Source organism: Pusillimonas sp. (genome assembly GCF_044464525.1).
Taxonomy (GTDB): domain Bacteria; phylum Pseudomonadota; class Gammaproteobacteria; order Burkholderiales; family Burkholderiaceae_B; genus Pusillimonas.
Map to the genome: position 1 here is coordinate 79,642 of NZ_JBIQLE010000007.1, position 12,535 is coordinate 92,176.

Annotated in this window: 13 protein-coding genes; 2 read left to right on the plus strand and 11 right to left on the minus strand. The window is 58.5% G+C overall.

What is annotated here, in order from left to right; genetic code table 11:
* Positions 1–1,167 (minus strand): ABC transporter substrate-binding protein, encoded by a 1,167-nt coding sequence (locus tag ACIY1O_RS05860; protein WP_397474157.1) that lies wholly within the window; start codon positions 1,165–1,167, stop codon positions 1–3.
* Between the two features lie 96 nt (positions 1,168–1,263).
* A complete protein-coding gene (locus ACIY1O_RS05865) occupies positions 1,264–2,904 on the minus strand; it encodes an FAD-dependent monooxygenase (RefSeq protein ID WP_397474158.1) in 1,641 nt (546 codons plus the stop codon).
* A 207-nt stretch (positions 2,905–3,111) separates the two neighbouring features.
* Here ACIY1O_RS05865 and ACIY1O_RS05870 point away from each other — a divergent pair, with 207 nt between their 5' ends.
* Positions 3,112–4,065, plus strand: a complete 954-nt coding sequence (locus tag ACIY1O_RS05870) for a LysR family transcriptional regulator (RefSeq protein ID WP_397474159.1) — start codon at positions 3,112–3,114, stop codon at positions 4,063–4,065.
* Positions 4,066–4,195: 130 nt separating this feature from the next.
* Here the strand turns inward: ACIY1O_RS05870 and ACIY1O_RS05875 are convergent, their stop codons facing one another.
* Both ACIY1O_RS05875 and ACIY1O_RS05880 read right to left on the minus strand, forming a co-directional pair.
* Positions 4,196–4,861, minus strand: coding sequence for a 3-oxoacid CoA-transferase subunit B (locus ACIY1O_RS05875; protein WP_397474160.1), 666 nt, complete (start codon positions 4,859–4,861; stop codon positions 4,196–4,198).
* Between the two features lie 10 nt (positions 4,862–4,871).
* Complete coding sequence (locus ACIY1O_RS05880; RefSeq protein WP_397474161.1) at positions 4,872–5,570, minus strand: 3-oxoacid CoA-transferase subunit A; 699 nt, start codon at positions 5,568–5,570, stop codon at positions 4,872–4,874.
* Between the two features lie 158 nt (positions 5,571–5,728).
* On the opposite strand from ACIY1O_RS05880, the gene ACIY1O_RS05885 reads away from it, so the two are divergent.
* Positions 5,729–6,559: an IclR family transcriptional regulator domain-containing protein gene (locus tag ACIY1O_RS05885; RefSeq protein WP_397474162.1), complete on the plus strand. Its 831-nt coding sequence runs from the start codon at positions 5,729–5,731 to the stop codon at positions 6,557–6,559.
* Positions 6,560–6,900: 341 nt separating this feature from the next.
* Here the strand turns inward: ACIY1O_RS05885 and ACIY1O_RS05890 are convergent, their stop codons facing one another.
* From ACIY1O_RS05890 to pcaH, 7 genes are all read right to left on the minus strand, one after another.
* Positions 6,901–7,527 carry a BPSL1445 family SYLF domain-containing lipoprotein gene (locus tag ACIY1O_RS05890; protein WP_397474163.1) on the minus strand — a complete coding sequence of 209 codons (627 nt, stop codon included), beginning with the start codon at positions 7,525–7,527 and terminating at the stop codon, positions 6,901–6,903.
* A 162-nt stretch (positions 7,528–7,689) separates the two neighbouring features.
* Positions 7,690–7,881, minus strand: coding sequence for a hypothetical protein (locus tag ACIY1O_RS05895; protein WP_397474164.1), 192 nt, complete (start codon positions 7,879–7,881; stop codon positions 7,690–7,692).
* 121 nt (positions 7,882–8,002) lie between these two features.
* The gene (locus ACIY1O_RS05900; protein ID WP_397474165.1) at positions 8,003–9,292 is read right to left on the minus strand and encodes a saccharopine dehydrogenase family protein; all 1,290 of its coding nucleotides are present in this window, start codon (positions 9,290–9,292) and stop codon (positions 8,003–8,005) included.
* Between the two features lie 42 nt (positions 9,293–9,334).
* The gene (locus ACIY1O_RS05905; RefSeq protein WP_397474166.1) at positions 9,335–10,432 is read right to left on the minus strand and encodes a carboxynorspermidine decarboxylase; all 1,098 of its coding nucleotides are present in this window, start codon (positions 10,430–10,432) and stop codon (positions 9,335–9,337) included.
* Positions 10,433–10,449: 17 nt separating this feature from the next.
* Complete coding sequence (locus ACIY1O_RS05910) at positions 10,450–10,803, minus strand: helix-turn-helix domain-containing protein (RefSeq protein ID WP_397474167.1); 354 nt, start codon at positions 10,801–10,803, stop codon at positions 10,450–10,452.
* A 296-nt stretch (positions 10,804–11,099) separates the two neighbouring features.
* Positions 11,100–11,738, minus strand: coding sequence for a protocatechuate 3,4-dioxygenase subunit alpha (gene pcaG, locus ACIY1O_RS05915; RefSeq protein WP_397474168.1), 639 nt, complete (start codon positions 11,736–11,738; stop codon positions 11,100–11,102).
* Entirely contained in the window at positions 11,738–12,478 is a 741-nt protein-coding gene (gene pcaH / locus ACIY1O_RS05920; protein WP_397474169.1) for a protocatechuate 3,4-dioxygenase subunit beta, read from the minus strand. The genes pcaG and pcaH overlap by 1 nt, the downstream gene beginning before the upstream one ends.
* Positions 12,479–12,535: the final 57 nt, after the last annotated feature.

Sequence of the window (12,535 nt, forward strand, 5' to 3'; positions counted from 1 at the left end):
TTATTCCTTGCCCGGATCGCGATAATTCTTCAGGGAGTCATCAATCTCCACATTGACCAGCTTGCCCTCCTGACGTTCGACCTGCCGGATGTAGATGGTCTGGTTGATGTCACGGGTGCCGGCGTCTATGGTGACCGGCCCTCGCGGACTGACGAACGAGATGCCGCGCACCGCTTGCATGAACGCCTCGGCTGACGTGTCGCCGCCGGTCTTTTTCAGGGTTTCGTCGATGATTCGCATTCCATCGTAGCCGCCTACCGACATGAAATTGGGGCGGTCGTTGGGGTAGGCTTTGTAGTAAGCGTCTGTATAAGCCTTGTTTTCCGCAGACTCATGCACTTCGGAGTAGTGATGCGCGGTTATTAGACCCAAGGCGGCATCGCCCATGGCGTCGATGCTGTCCTCGTCGGTCATGTCGCCGGTGGCGATGACGCGAATTCCCTCGGCGGCCAGGCCGCGCTCTTGGAAGCCTTTCAGGAAGGCAACGGGCAGTTCGCCGGCGGGCAGGAAAAGAAACACCACGTCGGGCTTGACGTCCTTGATGCGCTGCAAGAATGGGGCGAAGTCGGGACTATGCAGAGGCACGCGTATCTGGCCTACGATTTCGCCGCCGGCCTCGGTGTAGCTCTTCTGGAAGTAGCCTTCAGCGTCATATCCCGGGCCAAAATCCGCCACAAGGGTGATGGCTTTTTTCAGGTTGTTCTGTATCGCCCACGGCCCCAACGGGACGGTGTACTGTGCAACGGTTGCCGAGCTGCGCACGATGTTCGGCGAACGTGTTGTGAGGCTTGATGTGCCGGCGTTCATGACTATCATGGGCTTGTTGCCGCTGGTGGCAACGGCGGCGGCTGCGACTGCGCCGGGTGTCATGGCGAAGCCGGCCAGAATATCCACGTTGTCTCGTACGATCAGCTCTTGCGCCAAGCGTCGGCTGATCTCGGGCGCCGCCCCAGTATCGTCCTTAAGTATCACCTCTACCTTTCTGCCGTCGAGGGTGTTGTCATGCTGTTGAAGATACAGCCTTACCCCATGCTCGATTTGTTTTCCGTAGCCGGAAAACACACCCGACATGGGCAGGACAAGCCCGACGCGCAGCGGCTCGGCGGCGGCGCCATTGCCCGCCAGGGCGCCCAGGGCCAAAGCGGCCAGTAAATGACGCAGTTTCATGATGAGTCTCCTTAAGGGTTGTTCGAGATCGTTGTACGTTGGGGCTTATGTTTTTATTGTTCAGACTGCAGCTTTTCGTGCCGGTTTTTCCCTAGTTCAGGCATGGGCGAAGCCCAAGTTGCGATTCAATGCGGTAGCAAAGCCGTCATCAAGGCGATTGCCGCGCCAGGCGATATGCTGGTCGGGGCGAATCAGCGCATAGTCGGCGCCATATAGGTCTCTTGCGGCATCGTTATTTATCTGTAGTTCTTTCAGCGGGAGCTTATTCAGGGCCTTTTCCGTTTCAGTGGCTGTCGCAGATTGCCCCATGTTCAACAGGGTAAAGCCGTGGCCGAAGCGGTCGAACAATGAGCTTCCGTCGCTCAGCCAGACGTGCGGAGCACGGTGGCCTGGGCGTCCGCAGGGCAAGTAGAGGTTCGCGGTGTCCGGTGGGGCGCAGCCCGGTTCGGCGGCAACTATGGGCGACTCCTCGTACCGCGCGCCCAGGTGTACGCCCGGAATGGAGAATTCCTTGTAGGCATGAAAACCCAGATAGCTTCCCAGCGCGTTGCGCGACGCGTTTCCGGTAGGGGTGTCGGCTTCGATATCGGCAGGTATGGGCGTGTGGCCTATGCTGTCGGCGAACTGGCGTGCAAAGCCGGTATTGCGAAATGCCGCTGGACGACGCTCGGCCTCATAGCTTTCAAGCAGGTCGGGGCCGCCGTAGCCCTTGATCGCGGCCTCCAGTTTCCAGGCCAGGTTTGCAGCGTCTTCAATACCGGTGTTGTAGCCAAGCCCGCCGGTCGGGGTAAATAGATGGGCTGCGTCGCCGGCCAGGAATACTCTGCCGGTGTGCATGCGTTCGGCCACCAATGCAAAGCCGGCGGTCCACGCGGAATTGCTGATTAGTTCGAAAGGCAGGTTGGCGCCGACCGCCGTTGCGATGCGACGACCGACGTCGTCGTCATCAGGTTGTTGCCCTTCGGACAGCTGGATATTGATAATGAAACGGCTTTGACCGTCTACCGAGACGATCAGCGAGCGTTGATCAGCATTCAAGGTCCAGTATTGCCATGCGCGTTTCCCTTTTACGCGGTCGTATAGCGCAGGCGCGCTAAAGTACGCGGCGGCCATGCGTCCGCCCATGAAACCGCGCTTTTCGCCCGACGTGCCGGCATAATGCAAACCCATCAGTGAACGCACTGTGCTGCGCGGACCGTCGCAGCCGACCAAGTACCGGGCGCGGCAATGTTTGACCGCGCCGTCCGCCCCCACGATTTCCGCCACGACGCTCTGGTCATCTTGTGTGACGTTCTGAACAGTAGACAGGTATTGCACACGATTGTGGGCATGGCTTTGCGCAGCGCGCAGCAGCACGGGTTCGACATAAAGCTGTGAGCAGCGGTGCGGCAGTTCGGGCGTGGGCCACAACGACTCGAGCTCGCGCAGACGGTTGGCGGCGAATGAGGACGATGGTTGCTGGAAACGTGCCAGTTCGTATGTGGACAAGCGCGTGAAATAAGCAACGTCGGTGGGGTGGTCGGGGGGCAGTCCGAGACCGCGTATTTCGGCTGCAAGGCCTAGTCGGCGGTAGTGCTCCATGGTGCGTGCGCTGTTGGCGTTGGCCGCCGGGTGCGTGCTGGTACCGGGCTTATCGTCGAAAACGTGCGTTGATATGCCGCGCATGCCCAACTCGGCAGCCAGAAACAGGCCTACCGGTCCGCCCCCGACGATGATGACGTCGCAATCGAAATTCATGCTCGCTCCACTGCTGTGAGTAATCCAAAATGTCACCGCACAATGTTGAGGCGGTTGAATAGCAGTGTGCGGCTGTCAGGACTATGTGTCTATATAATGGCTATCATTGTTTATATGCATTTAATTCATTATCGGCTTGGCCAAGTGTTGAACAGCCCATACTGACGAGGGTGCGCCTGCGAGCGCACTGGCACATGAGAGAACGAAATGCCCGACACCGCTCAACACCCAGCACACGATTTGAATTTTCTGTATTTGGTAGACGCTCTTTACCGCGAAGGCAGTGTTTCGGGGGCGGCGCGTCGGCTCAATCTGACCCAACCCGCCGTCAGTCATGCTTTGGGCCGCTTAAGAGGGCGCTTCGGCGATCAGCTGTTTGTGCGCTCGGGGGCGGGCATGACGCCCACTCCGCTTGGCGAGCGAGTCGCATTGGGTGCGAGCAAGGCCCTGGCATTGATACAAACCGATATCCTGAATGAGCCGATGTTCGACCCCCGGGTGGCCGAACGGCGCTTTAACGTTGGCATGACAGATATGGGAGGCAGCGTCATCTTGCCCAAGGTGTTGCAGATGCTCGACCGAGAGGCCCCCGGCATCACCGTCCGGCCCAAAGTGGCCACCTCGTCAGAGATAGGTCAGATGCTCGAAAACGGAAGCGTTGACGTGGCTTGGGGTTATTTTGGTCATCTGGGCCCCAGCTTGTACCAGCAAAGCTTGTTTCGGCGCGCTTTAATCGGCATTCGCCGCAAAAGCCGGCGCCATGAGCCCATGACCCTGCAGACTTTCGTGGATACGCCGCACGTGATTGCCAGCGCTACGGCCGTCACCAATGAGTTGTTGCAGCAACGGCTGAAAGAGCGCGGCCATACTTTGAAAATCGCGCTCGAATGCCCTTATGTTCTTGCAGTGCCGGCCATCGTGGCAGGCACATCATGCATCGCTACCGTTCCTGATGAATTGGCGGAAGTTTTTCAGCGGCTGGCTGATATTGAAACGTTCGAACTGCCGCTGCCCATGCCCGACTTTACTGTCAAGCAGCATTGGCATGCGCGATTCAATGACGACGCCGGCCATCGTTGGTTCCGGGCGAAAGTATTCGAGTACGTGTCGGATGCTGAAGGAAATGTCGAAGACCTACCCTCAAAGAAAAACGGCGCTTGATGAAGCGCCGTTTTATAACAGCCGTATCAGCCAATCGTGGTTATCCCTCAGCGCTGCTGCATTTTCCGCGTTTTACATATTGAACCTTCGAGCGCTGATATTTCGCAGCTGGTAGGCTGGATGAGGCCGATTAGTTCGAGCGAGCATCGGTAAGCGGCACGGACGTCATCTTTTGAAGCTCGTCAAAGCTTAAGCCGGGCACGAGCTCGATGACTTTGACGCCCTCGGAGGTAAGGTCGAAGACGGCGACGTCAGAATATATGCGGCTGACGCACTCGACACCCGTAACGGGGTAGGTGCATTCGGGCACCAGCTTGCAATCGCCTTTTTTGGTCAGTAAATCCATCATCACGTAGGTTTTCTTGGCGCCGATGGCCAGGTCCATGGCGCCGCCCACGGCGGGAATGGCGTCGGGTGCGCCGGTGCTCCAGTTGGCCAGGTCGCCGTTGGCGGCTACCTGAAAGGCGCCCAGCACGCAGACGTCGAGGTGGCCGCCGCGCATCATGGCGAAGCTGTCGGCATGATGGAAGTAGCAACCGCCGTCCAGAAGGGTGACAGGCTGTTTGCCGGCGTTGATCAGGTCGTAGTCTTCTTCGCCCTTTGCCGGGGCCGGGCCCATGCCGATGACGCCGTTTTCACTGTGCAGGATAACTTCGCGGTCGGCGGGCAGGTGGTTGGCGACCTTTGTGGGCAGGCCGATGCCCAGGTTGACGACTGCACCGTCGGCAATATCCATGGCGACGCGCGCGGCCATTTCGTCGCGTGTCCAGGCGGGGATGGTTTTAGTTTCGCTCATGACGCTGTCCTTAATCTTGTTTGAAGCCCGCGGGACCGGTGGCGGTACGCGGCACTTTCACAATGTGTTTGACGAACAGGCCGGGCGTGACCACGGTTTCGGGGTCGATCTGGCCGAGTTCGACGATCTCGTGCACCGATGCGATGGTGCACTTGGCGGCGGTAGCCATGATGGGACCAAAGTTGCGGGCCGTTTTCCGATACAGCAGATTGCCCCAGCGATCGCCGGTTTCGGCCTTGATAAGCGCAAAGTCGGCGAAGATCGGGTGCTCTAGCACATAGTGGCGACCATTGATTTCGCGAACTTCCTTCCCCTTGGCCAGTTCGGTGCCGTAGCCCGTGGGCGTGAAGAAAGCACCGATGCCGGCGCCAGCGGCGCGAATGCGCTCGGCCAGGTTGCCTTGCGGAACCAGCTCGAGCTCGAGCTTGCCCGAGCGGTAGAGTTCGTCGAATACGTAGGAATCGGCCTGGCGCGGGAAAGAACAAATGATCTTGCGCACGCGGCCCGCTTTCAGCAAAGCGGCCAAGCCGATCTCGGCGTTGCCGGCGTTGTTGTTGACGATGACGAGATCTTTGGCGCCCTGGGCGATAAGGCCGTCGATAAGTTCGGCCGGTTGGCCCGCACCGCCGAAGCCGCCGATCATGACGGTTGCACCGTCGTTGATTCCGGCCAGGGCCTGCTCGATTGAAGGAGAGATTTTATTAATCATGTTTCCAGTACGAACATTTTGTTGAAAATAGGTGGTTTCGTTCTTATAATGAATTTTTATTCGGATGTAGAACTATTTCTATTAAGGATAATCAGGCGGGGCCCGCTTGTCAATGATAGCGGGTCAGCTTCGCCAGTGGCTTTTCCTGAGGTTTTTTCATGAATTCCCCCGACCCAATTTCGAATGATTCCCTTGCCGGCGGCACGGCGGACGAGGCCCCAAAGCCGGGCGATAGCTACGTGCGCTCTTTCGCACGAGGGCTGGCGGTCTTGCGCAGTTTCGGAGCCGAGGCGCCGGCCCAAACCCTTTCGGAGGTGGCTGAGCGCACTGGCCTGACCCGCGCCGGGGCGCGCCGCATTCTGCTGACCTTGTTAAGCCTCGGCTATGTATCAATGGAAGGCAGGCTGTTTCGCCTTACTCCCAAAGTGCTGGAACTGGGCTTTGCTTATCTAAGCTCGCTACCGGTGTGGTCGCAGGCCCAGCCCATCATGGAGGCGCTGGTTGAAGAATTGCGTCAGTCCTGTTCCATCGCAGTGCTGGATGGCAGCGAAATCGTCTACGTCTTGCGCGTGCCGGCGCATCGCATCATGTCGATCAACCTGGGTGTCGGCAGCCGACTGCCGGCCGATTGCACCTCGATGGGAAGGGTGCTGCTGGCAGGCCTGGCCGACGACGAGCTCGAGGAGCGAATCGCCACTATGAAGCTCGAGCCCCATACTTCCACCACCATCGTTGATCGGGGGGCATTGATCGAAGAGATCAGGCAGGTGCGGGTCCAGGGATGGAGCCTGGTTTACGAAGAGCTCGAGCCAGGCCTGGTGTCAGTCGCGGCGCCCATTCGAGCCCAAGACGGCCGCGTGGTGGCGGCATTGAACGTAAGCGGCCACGCCCGCGCCATCACGCCAGAGCATCTGCTTAAAGTATGCTTGCCACGCCTGCTTGCCGCAGCAGCCAAGATCAATATGGCCACCAGCCCACGGCACGTTTGAGTGCCGCCGATCAAGTACTGCCGCTTAAGTACTGCCGCTCAAGTGGTGCCGTCTATGCCACACTCCTGCGCAAGCCGCTCGAGGCGGGCTTTTCTGGGCCGGGCGTTGGAGGGCGCTGCCGCAAACCGCCCGACCGCCCGGCCCAGAAAAGCCCGCCTCGAGCGGCGCTCAAGAACCCAAATAAAACCGCGCTCAAGAACCCAAATAAAACCGCGCTCAAGAACCCAAATAAAAGCACCCCAAAAGTTGGACATAAATCCAACCTTTGGGGTGCAGTTTACAGCGGGAAGGAGTCAAAGAAACGCGCCTTCGCATACGAAGCGCCTTGGCTTTTCCAGCCTTTAGTTGGCAGAGCCGTCCTGGATAGGCGCAGACCCCCGCTCATCAAGAGGCTCAACCTTGGTTCCTTCCAGCGACACGCCCGCCGCCAAGCCGGCATTGGTCATCACAAAACCCACCACAGGCTCATTCAGGGTGTTCAGATCGACCGCCCCCGTGGCACTGACATTGGCGACGGCAACTGTGGCGTCAACCCCCGCAGTCCAGCCGTTGCTCGCCAGGAATTTGTCCAGAGCATCTTGAGTCTTGAAGACGAAAATAATGGCTTTGGACTGTGCTCCGGCCTGCAGGCCGATCGAGCCGCTGGTGGTGGTGAAGTAGCCTCGGTTTTGGCCGCCGACCTTCAGCACACCTTCGCCATGCTCGGCGCCCACGATGAAGCTGCCGCCCAGGACGCGAGGAAAGATCAGCACACCTTTTGATTGGGAAACCAATTCGCGTGAATTGGGAGCCACTTCGTAAAGCCGTTTCAGGGCCGCATCGGCTCGCTGATCAGTGTCGGCTCGCTTCTCGGCACTGGTTTGCTGGGACTGCGGCACCGTCGTGGTGCAAGCCGCCAGCGCCAGGCCGGCTGACGCGATAGCGACAGCGACCAATGTGCGTGGAATGAGATTTGTTTTTTTAGTCATGCCTTACTCTCCAGTACTGGGAAATGGAACAGGGTAGAAGTTGCATGCGTGCGCCGAATGCTGCGTGTCAACGCGCAGGCAATAGGTGAGGCATTGCAAGAAGTGTACCCGGCTATGGCGGCTTGGGGTGACTAAGTGCCCAGACTTCGCCCGTATGGCCGCTTATTTTTGTGCGGTGCGAGCCGCGTCCTGGATGCTGTCCCCAACTTTTTCCATTTCTTGTCCCGCTTGGCTCACAGCCTTGTCGATCTCTTTGCCGGCTTTTTCGGCCGGACCCTCTCGTTCACATCCGGCGAGGGATAAGGCAAGAACTGCCATGGTAGCCAGGCTTATCAATGATTTCTTATTGAGCATGCGTTTTTCCTTTTTAGTTTTGGACATTCCACGGGGGCGCATGGCGCACCCCCGTATAAAGGCATTTTGGGCTAGTTCCGCCGCATGTTCAACGTCGGCAACAATTGTTATCTTCTATTGCTTATCGAGAGTTGACGACCTTGCCGATTGATGAGTTTTCGATGACTTCCTGTTGCGGGTCGACAATATAGTCTTGGTCATCGTGACGGGCGCGAGTGACCAGGCCCATACGGTTCATCAAGGCAATGAAGGGTGCGGGGTCGAGCTCTTCGACGTTGACCATGCCGCCCACATCCCAGGTGCCGTTGGCGATGAGCAGGGCCGCGGCTACCGCCGGTACGCCGGCGGTATACGAAATGGCTTGGCTGCCCACTTCCTTGTAGGCTTCTTCGTGGTCGCACACGTTATAAATCAAGACCTCTTGCGGCCGGCCGTCTTTCTCGCCCTTGAGCAGATCGCCGATGCAGGTTTTTCCTGTGTAGTCGGGCGCCAGCGAAGCAGGGTCGGGCAGGACAGCCTTGACGACTTCGAGAGGCACGATCTCTTGGCCTCGAGCGGTGCGCACCGGTTGCTCGGAAAGCAGGCCCAGGTTTTTCAATACGGTGAATACATTGATGTAGTGGTCGCCAAAGCCCATCCAAAAACGAATGTTGGGAACGTTCAGGTTTTGCGATAAAGAGTGGATTTCGTCGTGGCCGGTAAGGTAGGTGGCGCTTTTTCCCGTCACGGGCAGATCCCACTCTTTGCGGTGCTCGAACATCTCGTTGGCTTTCCACGCGTTGTCCTCCCAGGACCAGACGGTGGAGGTGAATTCGCGAAAGTTGATCTCGGGGTCGAAGTTCGTGGCAAAGTAGCGGCCGTGGCTGCCTGCGTTCACGTCGATGATGTCGATGGATTCGACACTGTCAAAATAGGTGTCAATGGCGTAGCGCGCGTAGGCGTTGACCACGCCCGGGTCGAAGCCCACGCCCAGCACCGCGGTGACGCGTGCATCTTTGCAGGCCTGGCGGCGCTTCCATTCGTAATTTCCATACCATGGGGGCGTCTCGCACACCTTGGCAGGATCTTCGTGGATGGCGGTGTCCATATAAGCCGCGCCGGTCTCGATGCAGGCTTGAAGCACCGACATGTTCAAGAAAGGCGAGCCGACATTGATGACGATCTGGCTGCGCGTGGCCCGGATCAGGAATTTGCATGCCTCCACATCCATGGCGTCGAGCTGGTGGGCCTGCAATAGGCCGGGCTGCTGCAGAGTTCCTTTTTCGTGGATGGAATCGATGATGGCCTCGCACTTGGAAAGCGTGCGTGAGGCGATGTGAATGTCGCCCAGTTGGCTATTGTTCTGGGCGCACTTGTGGGCAACGACATGGGCGACCCCGCCGGCACCGATGATCAAGACATTGCGTTTCATGGATGTGTTCTCTTTCAGACTCAAACAGGTTGGAGGGTGTCCTCAGGACAAGCTGTCGACGTAGTCGTCGTACGAAAATTCGCGTATCAAGCGTGTTTCGCCATCAGATTGCTTGATGGCAATGGCGGGCATATGTATGCCGTTGAACCAATTCTTCTTGACCATGGTGTAGCCTCCGGCATCTCCGATAGAGATCCGGTCGCCCACCTTTAGGGGCTGGTCGAACCGTCCTTCGCCGAAAATGTCTCCGGCGAGGCAGGTTTTGCCGCAAATTTCATAGGCGTGCTCGCCGCTGCCATTGCCCAATGGGGCGGTTTCGCGGTAGATGAGCAGATCGAGCATATGGGCTTCAGTCGAGCTGTCGACCACCGCCAGGTTCTTGCCCCGAAAGCCCACGTCGAGCACGCTTACCTCTAGTGTAGTGGTATGGCGTACGGCGGCTTCGCCCGGCTCGAGGTATACCTGCACGCCATAGGCCTGCGCGAAAGCGCGCAAGCGGTCGCAGAAGGCATCCACCGGATAGCCCGGCGCGGTGAAGCTGATGCCCCCGCCCAGGCTGACCCAATTGAGACGGCGCAGGATATCGCCATAGCGCTGCTCTACTTGAGTAAGCAGGGCGTCGAAGCTTTCGAAGCTGTCGTTCTCGCAATTGTTGTGGATCATCACGCCGTCGAGGCGGTCAATGACCGACAGGATGGTTTCAAGATCGGATTCACCCAATCGACTGAAGGGCCGGGCGGGGTCGGCCAGGTCGAATCCGGCGCGGCTGATGCCCGGATTGAGCCGCAAGCCCGTGGGTTTGCCGTTGGCCCGGCTTTCGAATTGCAGGAATTGATTAAGCGAGTTGAAGATGATCTTGTCGCTGTGGGCGACAACTTCGTCGATCTCGTGTTCGGCGAAGGCTACGCTGTAGGCGTGAGTTTCTTTGCCGAATTTTTGATGGCCCAGCTTTACCTCGTATAAAGAAGAGGAAGTGGTGCCATCCATGTGGGGGCGCATCAGCTCAAATACGGACCATGTGGCGAAGCATTTAAGCGCAAGCAGAAGCTTGGCGCCGGAGCGTTCCCGGATGCGATCCATGACTTGCATGTTGCGCAGCAGGGCAGATTCGTCAGCTAGATAAAAAGGCGTTGGGATCATTTATTGTTGTTGAAGCGTCAGGGTGAATCGAGCCCGGCCGGTTTGCGGCCGCGTTTCTTGGGTTCGTTGTGCTTGTCGTCGCTGTAGTCGATGATCATGGCGGGTTGTTCTGGAAAAGTGGCCACCAGCGTCAGCTGGCCGCCTATGCATTCAACATAGTGGCGCAGGGTGGACAACAACATGTCGCTGCGCTTTTCGAGCCGCGAAATAGTGTCTTGCCCCACGCCGAGTGCCGCCGCGAGTTCTTCCTGGGTTTGGCCGGCGCGCTTGCGCAGGTCTTTAAGCGTGGTCAGCGAGCCCGTGTCGGCCAGCGCCATGCCGCTGCCGTTGACGGCTTTGACGGACTTGGCGCTTTGGTGCTTTTTTGACATGTAAAAAGTATCGTTCCAAATAGGCAGGGCGCAATTATGACTTGAAGGTCATATGGTGTCAAATGCATATTAAGGGATTGCAAGAGGCGATGGCTGATAGGGTCTGGCGGCGGTCATATAAGACTGCGGATACCCAAGGCTAAGACTGCACCCAAAGCAAGGGAATAGCCGGCGCGCCTGACTCCTGGACGTGTGCAGCGGACCATTCCCAGTACAAACAGAAACGCCCGCGACGTCGTGTGGACGCGGCGGGCGCAGGGGTGGGCGACGCGTGGCCGCCCGGCGTCTTCAGCGGATCAGACGTCGAAGAACACGGTTTCGTCCGGGCCCTGAATGTGGACGTCGAACTGGTAGACGACCTTGCCGTCTTTCTCGGTGCGCTGGGCGATAAGCGTCTTGCGGCGCTCGACCCATTCGATACCATTCAGGATGGGATCTTTGGAGTTGGCTTCTTCTTCGTCGGAGAAGTAGATGCGCGTATGCAGCCCGATGTTGATGCCGCGGGCCACGATCCACGCGTTGATGTGCGGGGCCATGACCTTGCCGTGCCGGCCCACCACAGGGCCGGGCTTGACGGTGTCGAAGCTGTAGAGGCCGGTGTCGAAGTCGGATGCGCCGCGTCCCCATCCGCGAAAGCTGGGGTCGATGGCCTTGTCTTCTTGCTTGTCGGCGGGGTGGTTGTAGCGGCCCGCTGCGTTGGCCTGCCAGATTTCAATCAAGACGTCGCGAATGAGTGCGCCGCTGCCGTCAAACACCCGGCCTTCAACGCGGATGCGTTCGCCCTTGGTTTCAGGCGTAACCAGCACATTATCGAAGTTGTTCTCGAAGATGTCGAAGCCGGCCTGCTTGGGCGCCAGGCCGATGTGTACGTACGGACCCGCTGTTTGAGAAGCGGTTTCCTTCAGGTAGGTGGGCTTGTTTAATTCCCTGAACATTATTTCGCTCCTTGGATGGTATTTTCGAACAGAGTTGCCCGGCTGCCGCGCACGACGATGTCGAAGCGGTATGCCATGCTGTCCAGCGCAACGAATGCGCCGCGATCCAGTTGCGCGATAAGGCCGCGCACCGCCTCTTCATCCGGGATGGAGCGGACGATGGGGCAACTGGGGATAAGTGGATCGCCTTCGAAATACATCTGTGTGATCAGGCGCTGGGCAAAGCCCGAGGCCTGCACCGAGTAGTGGATGTGGGCGGGGCGCCAGTCGTTGATCTGGTTGCGCCAGGGATAGGGACCGGGCTTGATGGTGCGATAGAAGTAATAACCGTTTTCGTCGGTAAGCACGCGTCCACAGCCGCCGAAATTGGGATCGATGGGAGCGATGTAGGTATCGTTCTTGTGACGGTAGCGTCCCGAGGCGTTGGCCTGCCAGACTTCGACCAGCGCATTGGGAACCGGACGGCCGTTTTCGTCGAGCACATAGCCATGCACCAGGATACGCTCGCCGATGGGCAGGCCATCTTTGGCGTAGTTCATGATGAGGTCATTGTCCAGGGCCCCAAGCTCGTCGGGAGAGAAGCGCGGACCGGTGATTTCGGACAGCGAGTTCTCGATCGAGATGAGCGACTTCTGGGGTGAACGCAGCACACTGGTTTTATAGCCAGGCGTATAGGCGGGCGGGTGCCAGCTTCGGTCGCGTTGCAGAAACTCGCCGAACTGTTCGATGGGGGTGGTCATAAATTCTCCTTTAGACTGGCTGCGTCGTGCAACGACTCAGTGACCAACATGGTAAAC